Annotated in this window: 19 protein-coding genes; 6 read left to right on the top strand and 13 right to left on the bottom strand. The window is 71.3% G+C overall.

Annotated features, from left to right (window positions below; genetic code table 11):
• Positions 1-55: 55 nt before the first annotated feature.
• The 5 genes from ACIBAG_RS24220 to sigE all read right to left on the bottom strand — a co-directional run bounded on the left by ACIBAG_RS24220 (position 56) and on the right by sigE (position 6352).
• Entirely contained in the window at positions 56-724 is a 669-nt protein-coding gene (locus tag ACIBAG_RS24220) for a hypothetical protein (protein ID WP_399107576.1), read from the bottom strand.
• Between the two features lie 239 nt (positions 725-963).
• Positions 964-1416, bottom strand: coding sequence for a sec-independent translocase (locus tag ACIBAG_RS24215; protein WP_399107575.1), 453 nt, complete (start codon positions 1414-1416; stop codon positions 964-966).
• Between the two features lie 251 nt (positions 1417-1667).
• Positions 1668-3692, bottom strand: coding sequence for a trypsin-like peptidase domain-containing protein (locus ACIBAG_RS24210; protein ID WP_399107739.1), 2025 nt, complete (start codon positions 3690-3692; stop codon positions 1668-1670).
• Positions 3693-4682: 990 nt separating this feature from the next.
• On the bottom strand, positions 4683-5657 hold the full coding sequence (locus ACIBAG_RS24205) for a zf-HC2 domain-containing protein (RefSeq protein ID WP_399107574.1): 975 nt from the start codon (positions 5655-5657) through the stop codon (positions 4683-4685).
• A complete protein-coding gene (gene sigE, locus ACIBAG_RS24200) occupies positions 5654-6352 on the bottom strand; it encodes an RNA polymerase sigma factor SigE (RefSeq protein ID WP_037642843.1) in 699 nt (232 codons plus the stop codon). The genes ACIBAG_RS24205 and sigE overlap by 4 nt, the downstream gene beginning before the upstream one ends.
• Positions 6353-6587: 235 nt before the next feature.
• Between sigE and ACIBAG_RS24195 the strand changes: the two genes are divergently transcribed.
• Positions 6588-7286 carry an O-methyltransferase gene (locus ACIBAG_RS24195; protein WP_399107738.1) on the top strand — a complete coding sequence of 233 codons (699 nt, stop codon included), beginning with the start codon at positions 6588-6590 and terminating at the stop codon, positions 7284-7286.
• A 116-nt stretch (positions 7287-7402) separates the two neighbouring features.
• On the opposite strand, the gene ACIBAG_RS24190 is transcribed toward ACIBAG_RS24195, so the two are convergent.
• Together ACIBAG_RS24190 and ACIBAG_RS24185 are read right to left on the bottom strand one after the other, a co-directional pair.
• Positions 7403-7570, bottom strand: coding sequence for a DUF3117 domain-containing protein (locus ACIBAG_RS24190; protein ID WP_003966491.1), 168 nt, complete (start codon positions 7568-7570; stop codon positions 7403-7405).
• A gap of 145 nt (positions 7571-7715) precedes the next feature.
• Positions 7716-7880: a hypothetical protein gene (locus ACIBAG_RS24185; RefSeq protein WP_399107573.1), complete on the bottom strand. Its 165-nt coding sequence runs from the start codon at positions 7878-7880 to the stop codon at positions 7716-7718.
• A gap of 66 nt (positions 7881-7946) precedes the next feature.
• Between ACIBAG_RS24185 and ACIBAG_RS24180 the strand changes: the two genes are divergently transcribed.
• The gene (locus ACIBAG_RS24180; protein ID WP_399107572.1) at positions 7947-8750 is read left to right on the top strand and encodes an enoyl-CoA hydratase/isomerase family protein; all 804 of its coding nucleotides are present in this window, start codon (positions 7947-7949) and stop codon (positions 8748-8750) included.
• Positions 8751-8843: 93 nt separating this feature from the next.
• Here the strand turns inward: ACIBAG_RS24180 and ACIBAG_RS24175 are convergent, their stop codons facing one another.
• Positions 8844-9431 carry a DNA-3-methyladenine glycosylase I gene (locus tag ACIBAG_RS24175; RefSeq protein WP_399107571.1) on the bottom strand — a complete coding sequence of 196 codons (588 nt, stop codon included), beginning with the start codon at positions 9429-9431 and terminating at the stop codon, positions 8844-8846.
• Positions 9428-9790, bottom strand: a complete 363-nt coding sequence (locus ACIBAG_RS24170) for a DivIVA domain-containing protein (RefSeq protein ID WP_399107570.1) — start codon at positions 9788-9790, stop codon at positions 9428-9430. Before ACIBAG_RS24170 ends, ACIBAG_RS24175 begins: the two co-directional genes overlap by 4 nt.
• A gap of 144 nt (positions 9791-9934) precedes the next feature.
• On the opposite strand from ACIBAG_RS24170, the gene folP reads away from it, so the two are divergent.
• The gene (folP, locus tag ACIBAG_RS24165) at positions 9935-10795 is read left to right on the top strand and encodes a dihydropteroate synthase (protein WP_399107569.1); all 861 of its coding nucleotides are present in this window, start codon (positions 9935-9937) and stop codon (positions 10793-10795) included.
• Positions 10796-10910: 115 nt separating this feature from the next.
• On the opposite strand, the gene ACIBAG_RS24160 is transcribed toward folP, so the two are convergent.
• Together ACIBAG_RS24160 and dapE are read right to left on the bottom strand one after the other, a co-directional pair.
• Complete coding sequence (locus ACIBAG_RS24160) at positions 10911-11669, bottom strand: TIGR00730 family Rossman fold protein (protein ID WP_399107568.1); 759 nt, start codon at positions 11667-11669, stop codon at positions 10911-10913.
• A gap of 172 nt (positions 11670-11841) precedes the next feature.
• A complete protein-coding gene (dapE, locus tag ACIBAG_RS24155) occupies positions 11842-12921 on the bottom strand; it encodes a succinyl-diaminopimelate desuccinylase (RefSeq protein ID WP_399107567.1) in 1080 nt (359 codons plus the stop codon).
• Positions 12922-13006: 85 nt separating this feature from the next.
• Here dapE and ACIBAG_RS24150 point away from each other — a divergent pair, with 85 nt between their 5' ends.
• Both ACIBAG_RS24150 and ACIBAG_RS24145 read left to right on the top strand, forming a co-directional pair.
• A complete protein-coding gene (locus ACIBAG_RS24150; RefSeq protein ID WP_399107566.1) occupies positions 13007-13984 on the top strand; it encodes a heavy metal transporter in 978 nt (325 codons plus the stop codon).
• Between the two features lie 345 nt (positions 13985-14329).
• Positions 14330-14806 carry an ATP-binding protein gene (locus ACIBAG_RS24145; protein WP_399107565.1) on the top strand — a complete coding sequence of 159 codons (477 nt, stop codon included), beginning with the start codon at positions 14330-14332 and terminating at the stop codon, positions 14804-14806.
• A 158-nt stretch (positions 14807-14964) separates the two neighbouring features.
• On the opposite strand, the gene ACIBAG_RS24140 is transcribed toward ACIBAG_RS24145, so the two are convergent.
• Both ACIBAG_RS24140 and fdxA read right to left on the bottom strand, forming a co-directional pair.
• Positions 14965-16059 carry a bifunctional succinyldiaminopimelate transaminase/glutamate-prephenate aminotransferase gene (locus tag ACIBAG_RS24140; RefSeq protein ID WP_399107737.1) on the bottom strand — a complete coding sequence of 365 codons (1095 nt, stop codon included), beginning with the start codon at positions 16057-16059 and terminating at the stop codon, positions 14965-14967.
• Positions 16060-16226: 167 nt separating this feature from the next.
• The gene (gene fdxA, locus ACIBAG_RS24135) at positions 16227-16547 is read right to left on the bottom strand and encodes a ferredoxin (protein ID WP_003998156.1); all 321 of its coding nucleotides are present in this window, start codon (positions 16545-16547) and stop codon (positions 16227-16229) included.
• A 140-nt stretch (positions 16548-16687) separates the two neighbouring features.
• On the opposite strand from fdxA, the gene ACIBAG_RS24130 reads away from it, so the two are divergent.
• A complete protein-coding gene (locus tag ACIBAG_RS24130) occupies positions 16688-17710 on the top strand; it encodes a GNAT family N-acetyltransferase (protein ID WP_399107564.1) in 1023 nt (340 codons plus the stop codon).
• Positions 17711-17742: the final 32 nt, after the last annotated feature.

The raw sequence follows: 17742 nt of genomic DNA, 5'->3' as shown, positions 1-17742 counted from the left end.
AAGGGGCGCCGAATACCCACGGCGCCCCTTTTTGACTTCTGCTCAGCCCCGCCGGCTAGGCGTACGCGGCGATGTCCTTGATCATCGCGAAGCCCAGCCCGTAGGCACTCATGCCTCTCCCGTACGCCCCCACATGCACACCCTCCTGAGTGGACCCCGCGAGCACCCACCCGAACTCGGACTCCCGGTAGTGGAAGGGCGTGGGCACCCCGTCGACGGGCAGGGAGAGCGTCGACCACGCCGGACCGCTCAGATCATCGGCCAAAGCCCACGCGGTCTCCGTCTGCTGGTCCAGCCAGTCGTCGCGCAGCGAGTGATCCATCTGCCCGGGCCAGGTGAAAGACAGCAGCCCCACTCCCGCGAGCCAAGCCGCCGACGACACCGACGTCGCCTCCAGCAGTCCCGTACCGTCGGCGCTGCGCCGGGACGGATTCGCCGCGACGGTCACCACGACCGCGAACCTCTCCCGGTCCTCCGACCCTTCGTTCCGTACGGAGGGTTCGTCACCGTGCCCGATCGATCCGTGTTCCACGGCTCCGTCGGCTGCCGTGCCGACCTGCATCAGCCAGCGCGGACCCGTGAAAGCCTCGTCGAGGCCGTACCACGGGAAGGGCGCCAGCAGGTAGCCGTCGACAGTGCGCCGGGCGGAGGGAACCTGCTGTCCGCTCTCCGCGGCCGACGCCTGCGCGCCTGCCCGACTCGTCGTCTGACTCGTCGTCTCCATGTGCCCGGACGCCTCCTCGCTCTCGCCGGACCAGCCCGGCCCGCCCCCCTTCGGGCGTACTCGTCCGGTCCGCACAACAACTCGGCAGCATAGCCACACCGCTTTAAGCCGCAGGGAAAGCGCCCGGCGCGCGGGGCGCGCGAAGGGCGTGTTCAGGCCGTGTGCGACCCGGGCGGCGTATGAGAAGCGTCACGTATGAGTGGTGTTCCGCCCCTGTGTTCGTACGGCTTTCGTACGGCTCAGGTGGCGTCCGCGTCGAACGGCGGGCGGTCGTCGCGCGGGTTCTCGGGCTTCTTCGTCATGTCGATGCTGCCGCCGGAGGAACCGGAGGAGGACGAGGAGGCCGAGGAGCCCGCCGACGACTCCGAGTCACGGCCGTGCACGGCGTCGGTGACCTCGGCCATTTCCTTCTTCAGGTCGAAGCCGTTGCGGATCTCCTTGAGCCCCAGCTCGTCGTTGTCCAACTGCTTGCGGATGAACGTCTTGGGGTTGAGGTCCTCGAACTCGAAGTCCTTGAACTCCGGGCCGAGTTCCTGCCGGATGTCCTGCTTGGCGCTCTCCGAGAACTCGCGGATCTTACGGATCGTCCGCGTGGCGTCCTGGATCAGCTTCGGGAGCTTTTCCGGACCGAAGACGAGCACGGCGAGGACGATGAGCGTCACCAGCTCGAGCGGTCCTATGTCATTGAACACCTGAAGCTCCTTGCGATGTCCTCGGTCCTCGGCCCTCGGTGGTCGATTGCGGGTCTTCCGTGGTCCGGGCCGGATCCACGGTACCCGGCGATCCGCTACGACCGGTACTGTCCCGAGGCCTCCGAATGCGGGTGGGGGTGCGGTTTTCCGGGTTGTTTGCCTTGTCAGGGCCTGTGTGGAGCGGTGACACGGGCCGCGCTGTGAGCTTTCTGTGATTCTCGACTGCCGCCCGGTCCCCGCTCAGTCGCCACTCAGTCCCCGCTGGACGAGCCCAGCGTCAGCGAGATCGTGATCTCCTTGCCGCCGCGCTCCAGGGTCAGCTCCAGGCGGTCGCCGGGGCGGTGGGCACGGGTCTTGACGATGAGTTCCTCGCCGGAGTGGACGCGCTGGCCGTCGACCTCGGTGATGACGTCGCCCGGCTTGATACCGGCCTTGTCGCCCGCGCCGCCCTGGGTGACCGCCGGTCCGCCGTCGCTGCCCTTGGTGCCGACACGGGCGCCGTCGCCGGTGTAGTCCATGTCGAGGGTGACGCCGATCACCGGGTGGGTCGCTCTGCCGGTGTTGATCAGCTCCTCGGCCACGCGCTTGGCCTGGTTGACCGGGATGGCGAAGCCGAGACCGATGGAGCCGGACTGGCCGCCGTCGAGCTCGGAGCCGCTGTCGGCGGAACGGATGGCCGAGTTGATGCCGATGACCCGGGCCCGGGCGTCCAGGAGGGGACCGCCGGAGTTGCCGGGGTTGATGGGCGCGTCGGTCTGCAACGCGTCGACGTACGACACATCGCTCCCGTCCCCGCTCTCACCGCCGGCCGTGATGGGCCGCTCCTTGGCGCTGATGATGCCGGAGGTGACGGTGCCGGCCAGGTCGAACGGGGCGCCGATGGCGACGACGGGGTCGCCGACCTGGACGTTGTCGGAGTTGCCGAGCGGCAGGGGCGTGAGCCCGCTGACCCCGCTCACCTTCACGACGGCGAGGTCGTAGCCGCCGTCCCGGCCGACGACGGTGGCCTTGGCCGTGTCACCGCTGTGGAAGGTCACCGATATCTCGCCGTCGTCCCCGGCGGGTTCGACGACATGGTTGTTGGTGAGGATGTGGCCCTTGTCGTCGAGCACGAACCCGGTCCCTGTGCCCTGCTCCTCGCTCCCGCTCACATGCAGCGTCACGACGCTGGGCAGCGCACGAGCGGCGATCCCGGCGACACTGTCCGGCGCCCGCCCACTGGACTCGGCCCCGGCCTGCGGCAGCTCCAGCTCACCCACACCACCGTTGCGCTCGAGATACGCGCCCACGACACCGCCTACCCCGCCGGACACGAGCGCGATCAGCAGCGCTCCGACGAGCATCACCTTCTTGGCCCGATTGCGCCGCTGCTGCTTGGTGGCGATCGCGGCCCCGTTCTGCTGGAAGGGGGCGGCGGGGTGGGGGTTACGGGCCCAGGGGTCGTAGTTCTGCCAGGGCGGCGTGGTCGGGGATGGGGGGTCGGCGTAAGGGGGTGCGGGCGTGGCTGGGCTGGGCATGGCTGAGTTGGGGGTGCCGTGGGGCGCGATGGGCTGGGGCGGGGGCTGAGCGTGGGTTGCTTGGGTTGCTTGGGTTGCTTGGGTTGCTTGGGTTGCTTGGGTTGCTTGGGTTGCTTGGGTTGCTTGGGTTGCTTGGGTTGCTTGGGTTGCTTGGGTTGCTTGGATGGCCTGGGGAAAGACGTCGGCCGCCGGGGGTGCCGCCTGGGCGGGGATTCCGGGGGACGGCGCCGGGGCGGGAGCGCCAGGGACTGGGGGCGCTGCCGGGGCAGGGACGCCGGCAGTGGGGGCCTGAGCCGGAGCGCCGGGCGACGTCGGGTTCGGTGGCGGCATCGGTACGGCCGTGCCGTGCGCGGGCGTGGTCGCCGGGTGCTGTACGGGCGGAGCGGGGGCCCAGGGGCCGGGCTCGCCGTAGGGCGGGGTGCTGTAGGGGTCGGGGTCGTGCAGGGGCTTGGGGTCGTGCAGGGAGTTGGGGTCGTGCAAGGGCTCGGGGTGGGTGTCGGCGGGCTCTGGCTCCGGGGACACGGTGGCCGCGGCGTCGGCAGGCTGCGACGGTACGGCCGCGGGCACCCCACCAGGCCGCGCCAGCTCGAAGTCACCCTCGGCGGAGGCCACGTCACCACCCCTACCGCTCACACCAGGCCGCTGAGGCTCGAAACCCCCCTCGGCCGAAACCGCCTCTCCACCACTGCCGCCCGCACCAGGCCGAGCGATCTCGAAGTCCCCCACAGCCGAAGCCGGCGCACCATCAGCGGCGCGCACCGCGGGCCGACGCAGCTCGCAGTCCCCCTCGACCGAAGCCGGGTCGCCATCACTGCCGACCGCTGCGGGCCGCCGAAGCCCGTCCTCGGCAGACGCCACGTCACCACCACTGACGCCCGCCGCAGGCCGGGAAAGCTCGAAGTCCCCCGCAGCCGAAGCCGGCGCACCATCAGCGGCGCGCACCGCGGGCCGACGCAGCTCGCAGTCCCCCTCGACCGAAGCCGGGTCGCCATCACTGCCGACCGCTGCGGGCCGCCGAAGCCCGTCCTCGGCAGACGCCACGTCACCACCACTGACGCCCGCCGCAGGCCGGGAAAGCTCGAAGTCCCCCTCGGCCGAAGCCGCGTCGCCGGCCGTGCGCGCAGCGGGCTGTGCCAGCTCGAAGTCGCCATCCGTGCCGGCGTCCGTGGTGCCGTCGAGGCCCTCTTCGCCGGCGCTTGCGGGTGCGCTGTGCCCGACCGCGCCCGATGTACCCGGCGCCGCCGCATCGCCCGTCGCGTCCGGCGTCGGCTCGGTGGTCTCGGCCTGGGCGGCCGGCTCCTGCGGCCGAGGTCGGTTCCACCACTTCGCCTTAGCGGGCTTCCCCTCGTTCATGCTCTGCTTCCTGCTCGCTGCTGACCGTTGCTCGAGTAGGACGCTTCGCATTCCGCCGTGTCCGAAGGGACCGGGCCGGAGCGCGGCCGGACAGCCCCGGCCGATCGGCCGTCGTCGCGCGGCCCGCGGCTACGACGGCTCTGGTCTGCCGGCCCCACCAACCCTGTCTCGCGGCAGGCCGCCACCGGGAACGACCCGGCGCCCGAACGCCTACTCAACTATGCGCTGTCGCGCTCGAGTTCCCTCAGGAAACCCGGCGACCTCGTGCTCCCTCCCCCATCCGGCACGCGGCGTCAACGGTGGCCGCGGTTCGTCGACTCCACGCCCCGCCGTCAGGCCAGGGCGCGGCCCACCCCGGATTCAATCAGGTTCGTGGGCCGCTGCGCAGAGGCCGGGTCAGCGGCCGGTGGCCGGCGGGGTGGAGGGGGACGACGTGGTGTCGGGGACGGATGCGGCGAACAGGTCGGGGGTCGGCGTGGTCCCGGGAACCGTGGACCACGAGGTCAGGGCGAGCGGCGGGGTGGCGCTGAGCGGGCGTATGAGAGGGGACATGGCGGCCGCGCCGGCCACCACGGGCGCCGTCAGGGTGTGTACCGCCTGGTCGACGGGCTGGGCCGGCATCCCGGGCAGCAGAGGAGCCGACACCTCGGTCGGGGCCGCCGGGGTGTCCGGCATCCGCTGCCCCTGTCCCTGCGCGAGCAGCGGGCCGACTCCACGGCGGCGCTGGTTCTCGGGTGCCGTCGAGGCGCCGGTGCCCTGCGTCCGGGCCGGCGTCACATTGCTGCCGCCCGAGCCGCCGCGTGCCTCCGCGTCGGTCGGTGCGCTCGATGTGACGCCGCCCAGCGAGATGGCGGCCAGGGACACCGCGCCCGCCGCGACCAGCGCGAACCGCACCCGCGAGGAGCCGACGCGGTCGGCGTCCGGACGGCCCACGGGATGGGTGCGGAAGCCGCGGTCCGAAGAGTCGGGGAGCGCCGGGGCATGGGGACGCGAGGGGACGTAGCCGAACTCGAAGCGGTCGCCCCGCTTCATGCCGAACACCCCGGTGGCGCCTGGCCGTCCGGACAGTCCGCCGAATCCTCCCCCGCCCAGCGGCGAGCCACCGCCGTCCAGGTCACCTCCCCCGGGGAGGCCCTGAAGGCGGGCCAGGAAGCTCTCGGAGGGAGGCGGCGGGGCCGCCTCCGCGAAGACGTTCTTCAGTCGGCGCTGGGCGTCGACCTCGGCCTTGCACCTGGCGCACGTCGCCAGGTGGGCCAGGACACGCTCACGCGTCTCATGACCGAGCTCTCCGTCGACGAGGGCGGAGAGTCGGTCTCCCAGGTGCTGCTCTGCCAGGAGCCTTTCGGCCGGGTTGGGTCGGGAGCCACTCACGCGGTCGCGCCCCCTCCCCCCAGAGCGGCCACCCGCGGCACGAAGGAGCGGCGCTCTGCGCGCGCCTCCGGCGAGCGGTGGGCGAGGGCCTTGCGCAGCTGCGAGCGGCCTCGGTGGATACGGGACCGGACGGTGCCGAGCTTGACGCCCAGGGTCGCGGCGATCTCCTCGTACGACAGCCCTTCGATGTCGCACAGGACGACCGCGGCCCGGAACTCGGGCGCGAGGGTGTCGAGGGCCTGCTGGACGTCCGCGTCGAAGTGGGCGTCGTTGAAGACCTGCTGGGGCGTGGGCTCCTTGCTGGGCAGCCGCTCGGCCGCGTCCTCGCCCAGCGCGTCGAAGCGGATGCGCTGCTTGCGGCGGACCATGTCCAGGAAGAGGTTCGTGGTGATGCGGTGCAGCCAGCCCTCGAAGGTTCCCGGCGTGTACGTCGACAGGGAGCGGAAGACGCGGACGAAGACCTCCTGCGTGAGGTCCTCGGCGTCGTGCTGGTTGCCGGTGAGGCGGTACGCCAGCCGGTAGACCCGTCCGCTGTGCGTGCTGACGATCTCCTCCCAGGTGGGCGGAGTCCACGCCTGCCCGTCCGCGTCGGTGGAGAAGGTCGCGGTCTGGGCGTAGTCGCCGGCGTGGCTGTGGTCAGCGGTGTCGTTCACGGATTTCGGCCTGCCCGCCGATCCGAGAAAGCGCCGCAGCACTCCTCCCCGATCCACAGGCGCAGCCGCACCTCCCCTGTCGGCTCTGGTGGTGTCCAGTGGAGCCCCTACCATAGCCACCTCGCCCGTTAGCTCCGGATAAGCGGTTTTACGAGAATTTGATCTGGGCTGATACGGCTGGTGGGCCTGCGTCAGCACTTGCTCGCGGTCCCGTTCCTCATCGTGATCCAACTGTGTCCCCCCGCTCGTCTTCCCACCCCTCTAAACGCCCGGTCCCATCTGCGGGTTCCCGCCCGCAACGGATACAGTCACGCCCAGGCAACCACGGGGACAGGAGAGGGTCATTACCGGCAACCGGCAGACGAGCTGGGCGTTCGCCGACGCCTACGTCGCCGAGGACGACGTCCTGCGCTGGGCCCGCGACCGGGCCCGTGAAGCGGGACTGCGCTCGGTGTCGCCCGGCACGGGCGCCGCGCTGCGGATGCTGGCCGCCTCGGTGGACGCGAAGGCGGTGGCGGAGATCGGCACCGGCACCGGCGTCTCCGGCATCCACCTCCTGCACGGCATGCGCCCCGACGGCGTCCTGACGACCGTCGACCCCGAACCGGAGCACCAGCAGTTCGCCCGCCAGGCCTTCCGGGCGTCCGGCTTCGCCAGCAACCGCGCCCGCTTCATCCCGGGCCGCGCCCTGGACGTCCTGCCCCGCCTCGCGGATGCCGGCTACGACCTCGTCTTCTGCGACGGCGACCGGCTGGAATTCCTCGAATATCTCGCTGAATCGTTGCGCCTGCTGCGTCCGGGTGGCCTCGTCGTCTTCGAGGGCGTCTTCGCCAACGGCCGCACGGTGGACTCGGGCCCGCAGCCCACGGAGGTCATACGCATCCGGGAGCTGCTGCGCGCGGTACGCGAGAGCCAGGAGCTGGTGCCGTCGCTGCTGCCGGTGGGGGACGGCCTGCTGTGCGCGGTCAAACGATGAGGACAGCCGAACGGTGACGGCCTGATCGGTTGTATGACACGGACGTAGGGCAAAAACAGCGACCCCGGCACCATGTGCGATGCCGGGGCCACCGAAAGGGTAGGGTCGCTTCCGCGTCAGCCGACGACCTTCTTGAGGGCGTCGCCCAGTGCGTCGGCCTCGTCAGGGGTCAGCTCGACGACGAGCCGACCGCCGCCTTCGAGCGGAACGCGCATGACGATGCCCCGCCCCTCCTTGGTCACCTCGAGCGGGCCATCGCCCGTCCGCGGCTTCATGGCCGCCATGCTCGTTCCCCTTCCTGAAACCAGCTCCGTCAAAGCCGACGGCCCCATGGAGGGCACGCGCGTCTGGCATTGAGACACGCGACACCGGCATCGAACACATTGCTTCCAAGCCATTATCCCGCATCTCAGGACCCGATGACCAACATCAGTCGGCATCGCTTGGGCAACGCGCGCGAGCAAAACCACTCAATTCGGCGATGTGACTGCGATACTGCGCCACCGCACGCGCTTGGACCGAACAGAACCGGACGTGAATTCTTTGACGCAGGTCACACGTCGGGTCGGGGCCGTTGTCGGCGATCTCCGCCATGCTGTCCTTCGGACAAGCGCGTACCGACCAGTACGCCCAAGCCTCGACCCCCGGAGGGGATACGCCATGGCCGACACCGTGCTCTACGAGGTGAGCGACGGACTCGCGACGATCACGCTGAACCGCCCCCAGGCGATGAACGCGCTGAACGTCGAGGCGAAGGTCGCTCTGCGGGACGCGGTGCAGGCCGCCGCGGGGGACGACGCCGTACGGGCCGTGCTGCTGACCGCCGCCGGGGATCGGGCGTTCTGTGTGGGGCAGGACTTGAAGGAGCACATCGGGCTGCTGGTCGCTGACCGGGAGACCGGGTCGGGGCAGACGATGAGCACGGTGCGGGAGCACTACAACCCGATCGTGCGGGCGCTGGCGGGGATGGCGAAGCCCGTGGTGGCCGGGGTGAACGGGGTCGCGGCCGGGGCGGGGTTCGGGTTCGCGCTGGCTGCGGACTATCGGGTGGTGGCGGACACGGCCGCCTTCAACACGTCGTTCGCGGGTGTCGCGCTGACCGCGGACTCCGGGATCTCCTGGACGCTGCCGCGGGTGGTGGGGCCGGGGCGGGCTGCTGACCTGCTGCTCTTCCCGCGGAACATCAAGGCGCAGGAGGCGTACGAGCTGGGGATCGCGAACCGGCTGGTCCCTGCGGGTGAGCTGCGCGAGGAGGCCGCGAAGGTGGCTCGGGCGCTGGCCGAGGGGCCGACGGTGGCGTACGCGGCGATCAAGGAGGCGGTGGCGTACGGGCTGTCGCACTCTCTTGAGGAGACCCTGGAGAAGGAGGACGAGCTGCAGACTCGGGCGGGGTCGTCCGAGGATCATGCGATCGCTGTGCAGGCCTTCGTGAACAAGGAGAAGCCGAAGTATCTGGGCCGATGAGCTCGGGGCGGTAGCGCCGTCGGGGGCTACGGGTGCGTGGGGGCTGATCGCGCCTGCGGGGCGGAGCCGCGAATCGATACAGTCCCGCGCCCCTCAAGGGGCGCTTCTGGCGGCGCATGCCTGCAAGTGATCGTCCACCAGACCGCACGCCTGCATCAGGGCGTACGCCGTCGTCGGACCCACGAAGCGCAGGCCTCGCTTCTTCAGGGCCTTGGACAAGGCCGTCGATTCCGGGGTGACCGCCGGGACGTCTGCCAGCGTCTTCGGGACCGGGCGCACAGCCGGATCCGGGGCGTGGGACCAGATCAGGTCGTCCAGGTCGCCCGGGGTCCAGTCGGCCAGTACGCGTGCGTTGGCGAGGGTCGCGTCGATCTTGGCTCGGTTGCGGATGATGCCCGGGTCGGCGAGGAGGCGGTCGCGGTCGTCGTCGGTGAAGGCGGCCACCTTCGCGATCCTGAAGTCGGCGAAGGCGGCGCGGAAGCCCTCGCGGCGGCGCAGGATCGTGATCCAGGACAGGCCGGACTGGAAGGCCTCCAGGCTGAGGCGTTCGTAGAGCGCGTCGTCGCCGTGGACCGGGCGGCCCCACTCCTCGTCGTGGTACGTGACGTAGTCCGGGGTGGACAGGGCCCAGGGGCAGCGCAGTGCGCCGTCCGGGCCGGCGAGGGCCGTGCCGTCGCTCATTGCTGTTCCTCCTGGCCGGGCTTCTCCATCGACACGTGCGGCATGTGGCCGCCGGTCGACGCCTGGGCGCCGGCCAGCGCGGACTCCAGGTCGGCGATCCGGGCGTCGCGCTCGGCGAGCTCGGCGCCGAGGCGGCTGAGGGCGTCGTCGACGTCGGCCATGCGGTAGCCGCGGGCGGCGAGGGGGAAGCGGAGGCTCTCGATGTCGGCGCGGTTGACCGGGCGGTCCGGCGGCAGCGGGTCCTGCAGGCGCTCGGGCGCGGCCTCCGGCAGCGGGCCGTCGCCCTCGCCGCCGCCCACCACGGCGAGCGTCACCGCGGCGACCACGACGGCCAGCGCGACGACCAGGAACAGGAACATAACCATCGCTGTGGCCCCCACGGTCGGTAATGCGTGCGGTCGAGTGTCTCAGTGTCCGATCGTGCCATGCGACTCTGACAGTTAGGGTCGCAGGCGGCCGTAAGCAGGCGACTTGCCAGGACGTACTAGGAGAGGTCACAGGGGATGCTCAGGCTGGGCACGCGTGAGTTCGGCACGCACGAGCCGGTGATCATGGCGATCGTGAACCGGACCCCGGACTCCTTCTACGACCAGGGGGCGACGTTCCGCGACGAGCCGGCCCTCGCGCGCGTGGAGCAGGCCGTGGCGGAGGGGGCGGCCATCATCGACATCGGAGGGGTCAAGGCCGGGCCGGGGGAAGAGGTGACCGCCGAGGAGGAGGCGCGGCGGACGGTCGGGTTCGTGGCGGAGGTGCGGCGGCGGTTTCCCGATGTCGTGATCAGCGTGGACACCTGGCGGGCCGAGGTCGGGGCGGCGGTGTGCGAGGCGGGGGCCGATCTGCTGAACGACGCTTGGGGCGGGGTGGATCCGGGGCTGGCGGAGGTCGCCGCGCGGTACGGGGTGGGACTGGTGTGTACGCATGCGGGAGGCGCGGAGCCGCGGACCCGGCCGCACCGGGTGACGTACGACGACGTCATGGCGGACATCCTGCGGGTGACGGTGGGCCTGGCCGAGCGGGCGCTCGCGCTGGGGGTGCCGCGGGAGTCGATCCTGATCGATCCCGGGCACGACTTCGGGAAGAACACGCGGCACAGTCTTGAGGCGACCCGGCGGTTGGGGGAGATGGTGGAGACGGGGTGGCCGGTGCTGGTGTCGCTGTCGAACAAGGACTTTGTCGGGGAGACCTTGGACAAGCCCGTGAAGGAGCGGGTGGTGGGGACACTGGCCACGACCGCGGTGTCGGCGTGGTTGGGCGCGCAGGTGTACCGGGTGCATGAGGTGGCGGAGACGCGGCAGGTGCTGGACATGGTGGCGTCGATCGCGGGCCACCGGGCGCCGGCGGTGGCGCGGCGGGGGCTGGCCTAGCGACTTGTCCGGACCGTACCGGAAGGTCCGGACCGCACCCGTCCAGCACCGGCCGCTCCACTTCGGCTCAAGCCCGGCGCTACGCCGCGGGCAGGCGGGACTTTGCGGACACGGCCTAGCGCCCCGCCTCCTTCGACACCAACGCCACCGCCTCGTCCACGTCGTCCGTCACGTGGAACAGGAGCAGGTCCTTCTCCGAGGCCTTGCCCTGGGCGATCAGGGTGTTCTTGAGCCAGTCGACCAGGCCGCCCCAGTACTCGCTGCCGAAGAGGACGATCGGGAAGCGGGTGACCTTCTGGGTCTGGACCAGGGTGAGGGCCTCGAAGAGTTCGTCGAGGGTGCCGAGGCCGCCGGGGAGGACCACGAAGCCCTGGGCGTACTTGACGAACATCATCTTCCGGACGAAGAAGTACCGGAAGTTCAGGCCGATGTCGACATAAGGGTTGAGCCCCTGTTCGAAGGGCAGCTCGATGCCCAGGCCCACCGAGATGCCCTTCGCCTCGCAGGCGCCCTTGTTCGCCGCCTCCATGGCGCCCGGCCCCCCGCCGGTGATCACCGCGAAACCGGCCTCGACCAGGCCCCGGCCCAGACGGACGCCGACCTCGTACTCCGGCGAGCCCGCAGGCGTGCGGGCCGATCCGAACACGCTGATCGCCGCCGGGAGTTCGGCGAGTGTGCCGAAGCCCTCGATGAACTCCGACTGGATGCGCAGGACGCGCCAGGGGTCGGTGTGGACCCAGTCCGAGGGGGCGCGCTCGTCCAGCAACCGCTGGTCCGTGGTGCTCGGCGTCACCTGGCCCCGCCTGCGCAGCACCGGGCCCAGCCGCTGCTCCTCCGGTGGCTGCTTCTTCCCCTCGGGGTTACCGGTAGCCATGTGCGCTCCCTCCACTGCGGGGCCTGCGGGTGTTGCAGGTCTTTCCACCTCAGCGTAGATCCACGCGGGTTACGGACGGGGGACGTGAGCATGACCGCCGTGAAGCGCCGTCCGGGCGATCCCCTGGCTCGATTCACGCCCCGCCCCTCCGGCGCCCGCCGTCACCACGCCCCTACGCGGTGAGCCACGCCCGCAGCCGCTCCTCCCCCGCCAGGACCTTCGCCGTCTCCACCCGCTCGTCCCGCTTGTGCGCCAAGTGCGGGTTGCCGGGGCCGTAGTTGACCGCGGGGATGCCCAGGGAGGAGAACCGGGAGACGTCCGTCCAGCCGTACTTCGGGCGCGGGGTGCCGCCGACCGCGGCCATGAACGCCGCGGCCGCCGGGTGGGAGAGGCCGGGGAGCGCGCCGCCGCTGTGGTCGTCCACCACGAACTCCTCGACCCCGCAGTCGGCGAAGACCTCGCGGACGTGCGCGATGGCCTCCTCCTCCGTACGGTCCGGTGCGTAGCGGAAGTTGACGGTTACGACACATTCGTCCGGGATGACGTTGCCCGCCACTCCGCCCGAGATGCCGACCGCGTTGAGGCCCTCGCGGTACTCCAGGCCGTCGATCACCGGATAGCGCGGTTCGTACGACGCCAGCCGCGCCAGGATCGGCGCCGCCGCGTGGATCGCGTTCGAGCCCATCCAACTGCGCGCGGAGTGCGCGCGCTCCCCCTTGGTCTTGAGGAGCACCCTGAGCGTGCCCTGGCAGCCGCCCTCCACCTCGCCGTCCGACGGCTCCAGCAGCACCGCGAAGTCGCCCTCGAGCCACTCGGGACGGTTCTCGGCCACGTGCTTGAGGCCGTTGAGCTCGGCGGTCACCTCTTCGTTGTCGTAGAAGACGAAGGTCAGGTCGCGGTTGGGGGCCGGGACCGTGGCCGCGATGCGCAGCTGGACCGCCACGCCCGACTTCATGTCGCAGGTGCCGCAGCCCCACAGGACGCCGTCCTCGTCCAGCCTCGACGGGACGTTGTCCGCGATCGGCACCGTGTCGATGTGGCCGGCGAGGATCACGCGCTCCGGCCGCCCCAGGCTCGTCCGGGCCACGACGTTGTTGCCGTACCGCTCCACCGTCAGGTGCGGCAGGGCGCGCAGGGCGGTCTCGATGGCGTCCGCGAGGGGCTTCTCCGTGCCGCTGACGGAAGGGAAGTCGACGAGCTGCGCGGTGAGCTCGGCGGCGTTCAGCGTGAGGTCAAGAGAGGTGTCGGCCATGGTGCCGACCCTAACCCGCCGGGTCGTCCTCGCTGTTTTCCCACTGCGCCCATACCCCCCAGTAACCTCGGCTACCTTGTAGGACGTGCCGAAGTCGACCGCCTCTCCGAAACGTCGTGGCCGCCTCCTGCGCAGCGGGGCGGCCTTCGTGGTCCTGCTCGCCGTCGCGGGGTATCTCGCGGTGCAGTACGTCACCGGAGGCGCGGGAGCCCCGGGCTGCGAGGTCGTGTCGGGCAAGGGCGACGGCGCGCGGTACGAGTTCACGCCGGAGCAGGCGGTGAACGCCGCCACGATCGCCGCCGTCGGCACGGGGCGCGGGCTGCCCGAGCGGGCCGTGACGATCGCCCTCGCCACCGCGCTGCAGGAGTCGGGCCTGCGCAACATCACCCACGGCGACCGTGACTCGCTGGGCCTGTTCCAGCAGCGGCCCTCGCAGGGCTGGGGCACGCAGCGGGAGATCCTGGACCCGATCTATTCGGCGGGCATCTTCTACGAGCACCTGGTGAAGGTGCGCGACTACACGGAGTTGCCGCTCACCGTCGCCGCCCAGCGCGTCCAGCGCAGCGGTTTTCCGGAGGCGTACGCCAAGCACGAGCCGGACGCGACGCTGCTCGCCGCCGCACTCACCGGCCGTTCGGCCGCGACGCTGACCTGCGAAGGGCTCGCCGGGGGCACCTCGGCCGACGGTCCGGACTCCGTACGGGCCGCGTTCGTACGGGACTTCGGGCAGGACGCGATCCAGTCCGCCGCCGCCGAAGTGGGCGCCGCGAAGGCCACGCCCACGCCGACCGGCTCCGCGATCGAGGGCGACGGGCGGACCGTCCTGCTGCCGGTGACCGGAGGCAAGGGCTCCGTCGCCGGCCGAAGCGTCCGCGAGCGCGGGTGGCAGCTGGCCCACTGGGCCGTGGCCAACGCCTCCGACCTGCACATCCGGCGGGTGTCGTACGCCGGGCGGGAGTGGACCGCCGGGCACACCGACAGCCAGTGGCGCGCGATCGCCGGGGCGGGTGCGTCGGGGTCGAGCAGCGGGCTCGACGCGGTCCGGATCGTCACGACCCACTAGCCGGGCAGCCGTTCGGGGATCCACCCGCACGGGTCACCCGGGACGTCGACCGGCGACGGCGTGCGCGGGATTTCGCGCGGTCATCCTCGTATCCGTCAAAGGCCTTGAGAACAAAGGGCTGTAAGGATTCGGCAGGCTTTCCGGCGCGACGCGATTTGACCGTTTTTATCCGCAGGCGATTATGCGACGCATTGCCAACTCTTTACGTTGCGGCGCCGCAACCTTCGGGGGCTTCGAGCGGTAGTCACTGCGTCCGAGCCCGGAGATCAACAGCCAGTCGGTCAACTACCGGGATTGGTCGGACACTTCATCGTTCTCATCCGACTTACCCGTCGAAGGAGCATCATGTCCCTCCCCCTGACCCGCCGGATCGCCCGTGCCGCGCTGCTCGTCGCTGCGGGAGCGGCTGCCGGGGTCGGTGCGGCCGGCTCCGCCAGCGCGGCCCCCGAACTGCCCGACGCCTCCAAGGTCGGCGGGCTGACCGCTGTCGACAGCACGAGCGTCGTCGACGGTGCGGCTCAGAACGCCACCGGGATCGCGAGCGGCGCCGTCGACACGGCCGTCGACAAGGCGCTGCCGACCGCGACCAAGGCCGGCGACAAGGTGACCAAGACCGGCGGCAAGACCGCGAAGAAGGCGGTGCCGACCGCCGCCAAGGCCGGCAGCAAGGTCGCGAAGAAGGCGACGCCCGCGGCGCAGGAGACCGCGGGTGGCCTGGCCGGATCGGTCGGGACCGTCCTCGGTGACACGGCCGGTGCGGCCACGGAGGGTGGCGTGCCGAAGACCGGGTCGCTGCCGGTGCAGGCCCTGCCGATCGGCTGACCGCCTGGGTTTGGCCGGCGTTGAGCCGGCGTTGAGCCGACGGGGTTCAGGGAGTTCCTGGGCCCCGTCGGTTTGTGTGTGTGCGTGGTTACGTCGGCTGGGGCCGGGGCGCGTTCGGGCGGTGCCCCGCGCTGCGGGCTGTGCCCCCGTCGTGGCCGTTACGCCAGCCGTCGCACGGCCTCCGCCACCCGCTCGTCCGTCGCCGTGAACGCCACCCGTACGTGCCGGGCGCCCGCCTCGCCGTAGAAGTCGCCGGGGGCCACCAGGATGCCGAGGTCGGCGAGGTGGGCGACCGTGGTCCAGCAGGACTCGTCCTTCGTGGCCCAGAGGTAGAGGCTGGCCTCGCTGTGCTCGATGCGGAAGCCGTGGCGTTCCAGGGCCTCGCGGAGGCCGGCACGGCGGGAGGCGTAGCGCTCGCGCTGGACGCGGACGTGTTCGTCGTCGCCGAGGGCCGCGATCACCGCCGCCTGGGTCGGCGCCGAGGTCATCATGCCGCCGTGCTTGCGGATCTCCAGCAGGGGGCCGAGGACCGCCGGGTCGCCGGCCAGGAAGGCCGCTCGGTAGCCCGCGAGGTTCGAGCGCTTCGACAAGGAGTGCACCGCGACGATGCCCTCGTACGAGCCGCCGTTCACGTCCGGGTGCAGGACCGAGACGGGGTCGGCCTCCCAGCCCAGCTCCAGGTAGCACTCGTCGGAGAAGAGCAGGATGCCGTGCGAGCGGGCCCACGCCACGATCCGGGTGAGTTCCGCCTTGGACAGGACCTTGCCCGTGGGGTTCGACGGCGAGTTCAGCCAGAGCAGCTTCAGGCCCTCGGGGTCCAGCTCCGTCGGGTCGTCGTACACCTCGTAGTCGGCGCGGGCGAGGCGCGCGCCCACCTCGTACGTCGGGTAGGCCAGCCGCGGGTAGGCCACCTTGTCGCCGGGGCCGAGGCCCAGCTGGGTGGGGAGCCAGGCGACCAGTTCCTTGGAGCCGACGATGGGCAGGACGTGGCGGTGGGTGACCTCGCGGGCGCCCAGGCGGCGCTCCACCCAGCCCGTGATCGCGTCGCGCAGCGCCGGGGTGCCCCAGACCGTCGGGTAGCCCGGGGAGTCCGCAGCGTCGATCAGGGCCTTCTGGATCAGCTCGGGAACCGGGTCGACCGGCGTGCCGACGGAGAGGTCGACGATGCCGCCCGGGTGCGCGGCGGCCGTCTTCTTGTACGGCTCCAGCTTGTCCCAGGGGAAGGTCGGAAGGCGGTCGGTGACTGCGGACACGGACACGGGATCTGGCTCACTTTCTGGTACGGCCGCTGGTACTGCCACTGCTCTTGCCGGATACGGCAACGCCTCGGTCCCGTACGGCGATCAGGCGATCGGGGTGATCACGGTGATTCAGGCCGTACGGGACCGAGGCGGCACGCTGTGCGGGTCGCCGGCGGGGATTACTCGGCCTGCGGCGGCAGTGCGGCGACGAACGGGTGGTCGCGCTCGATCAGACCCAGCTTGCTGGCACCGCCGGGCGAGCCGAGCTCGTCGAAGAACTCGACGTTCGCCTTGTAGTAGTCCTTCCACTCCTCCGGCACGTCGTCCTCGTAGAAGATCGCCTCGACCGGGCAGACCGGCTCACAGGCTCCGCAGTCGACGCATTCGTCCGGGTGGATGTACAAGGACCGGGAGCCCTCGTAGATGCAGTCGACCGGGCACTCCTCGATGCACGCCTTGTCCTTGACGTCGACACAAGGCTGCGCGATGACGTAGGTCACGCTGTCGTTCCTCCTCGATAGGGCGCTGGCGGGCCTCCACAGGCTCCGCCGCCTGGCGCGCGGGAGCGCGGCGTCGTCGATGCCCGCCCCTAGTATCTCCGTTCTTGGGCATGATCCGAACAGGAGGGGTGAACTGACCTGTGGAAATCTCTGCGACGGGGCGCCTTGAGGTCCGTATCACCGCTGCTGACGTGGGTAAACGGGTCTCCGTACGCCGCCTGAACGATCCTGCGGCGGAGGGTGAGAAGTTCACCGACACGGTGGGTGTTCTCGCATCATGGGACGACGGTGTGCTGCTGATCACACGGAAGAGTGGCGAGATCGTCCGCATTCCGGAATCGTCGCTGGTCGCGGGCAAGGTCGTCCCGGCCGCCCCCGCCCGGCGCCGGGGACCCGCCGCCTCGTACGAGGAACTCGCGCACGTCGCCACGCGCGCGTGGCGGCCGCTCGAGAGCGAGCGGCTCGGCGAGTGGGAGCTGCGGGCCGCCTCGGGGTTCACCCGCCGGGCCAACTCGGTGCTGCCGATCGGCGACCCCGGGATGCCGCTCCAGGCCGCGCTCGACGCCGTACGGCGCTGGTACGGCGACCGTGGGCTCCCCGCGTACGTCCAGACCGCGACCGGCGCCGCCGGCACACAGGAGCTGCTGTGCGCCGAGCTGGAGCGGCTGGGGTGGGTGCGGGAGGTTTCGGCGGAGATGTGGATCGGGGCGCTGGCGCCGGTCGCCGACCGGGCCGAGGGTGGCGGGGTGGTGCTGTCCCGGGAGGCGGACGAGGCTTGGCTCGGGCGGTATCAGCGCAAGGGGGTGAGCGACGTGGCCCTGAAGGTGCTGGCGGGCGGGCCGTCCGTGTGGTTCGCGACCGTCCCCGGCGCCGCGGGTGACGCGCCCGCCGCGATCGGGCGGTGTGTCGTGGACGGGCGGTGGGCCGGGTTCGCCGCCGTGGAGGTCGATCCGGCGCTGCGGCGGCAGGGGCTGGCCACCCGGGTGATGGCGGCTCTGGCCCGGCGGGCCCTGGACGAGGGGGCCTCGGCCGCGTGGCTGCAGGTCGAGACGGAGAACGCGGGGGCGCGGGGGCTGTACGCCGGGATGGGGTTCACCGCGCATCACACGTACCACCACTACCGGGAACCGGAGACGCCGGGTACGACCGGCGCCGGACGGTAGTACCGATCGCCGTGAAAGGGCACGAGCCAGCT

Origin of the sequence: Streptomyces sp. NPDC051243 (genome assembly GCF_044455405.1) — a bacterium.
Lineage (GTDB): Bacteria > Actinomycetota > Actinomycetes > Streptomycetales > Streptomycetaceae > Streptomyces.
This window is presented reverse-complemented; position numbering and strand designations above follow the sequence as displayed.

Bases quoted from the DNA above. Each gene is read 5' to 3' on its own strand.
- ACIBAG_RS24220 (WP_399107576.1), bottom strand. From the start codon at position 724: ATGGAGACGACGAGTCAGACGACGAGTCGGGCAGGCGCGCAGGCGTCG.
- ACIBAG_RS24190 (WP_003966491.1), bottom strand. From the start codon at position 7,570: ATGGCGGCCATGAAGCCGCGGACGGGCGATGGCCCGCTCGAGGTGACC.
- ACIBAG_RS24185 (WP_399107573.1), bottom strand. From the start codon at position 7,880: ATGGCGGAGATCGCCGACAACGGCCCCGACCCGACGTGTGACCTGCGT.
- ACIBAG_RS24180 (WP_399107572.1), top strand. From the start codon at position 7,947: ATGGCCGACACCGTGCTCTACGAGGTGAGCGACGGACTCGCGACGATC.
- ACIBAG_RS24175 (WP_399107571.1), bottom strand. From the start codon at position 9,431: ATGAGCGACGGCACGGCCCTCGCCGGCCCGGACGGCGCACTGCGCTGC.
- ACIBAG_RS24170 (WP_399107570.1), bottom strand. From the start codon at position 9,790: ATGTTCCTGTTCCTGGTCGTCGCGCTGGCCGTCGTGGTCGCCGCGGTG.
- folP (WP_399107569.1), top strand. From the start codon at position 9,935: ATGCTCAGGCTGGGCACGCGTGAGTTCGGCACGCACGAGCCGGTGATC.
- ACIBAG_RS24160 (WP_399107568.1), bottom strand. From the start codon at position 11,669: ATGGCTACCGGTAACCCCGAGGGGAAGAAGCAGCCACCGGAGGAGCAG.
- dapE (WP_399107567.1), bottom strand. From the start codon at position 12,921: ATGGCCGACACCTCTCTTGACCTCACGCTGAACGCCGCCGAGCTCACC.
- ACIBAG_RS24145 (WP_399107565.1), top strand. From the start codon at position 14,330: ATGTCCCTCCCCCTGACCCGCCGGATCGCCCGTGCCGCGCTGCTCGTC.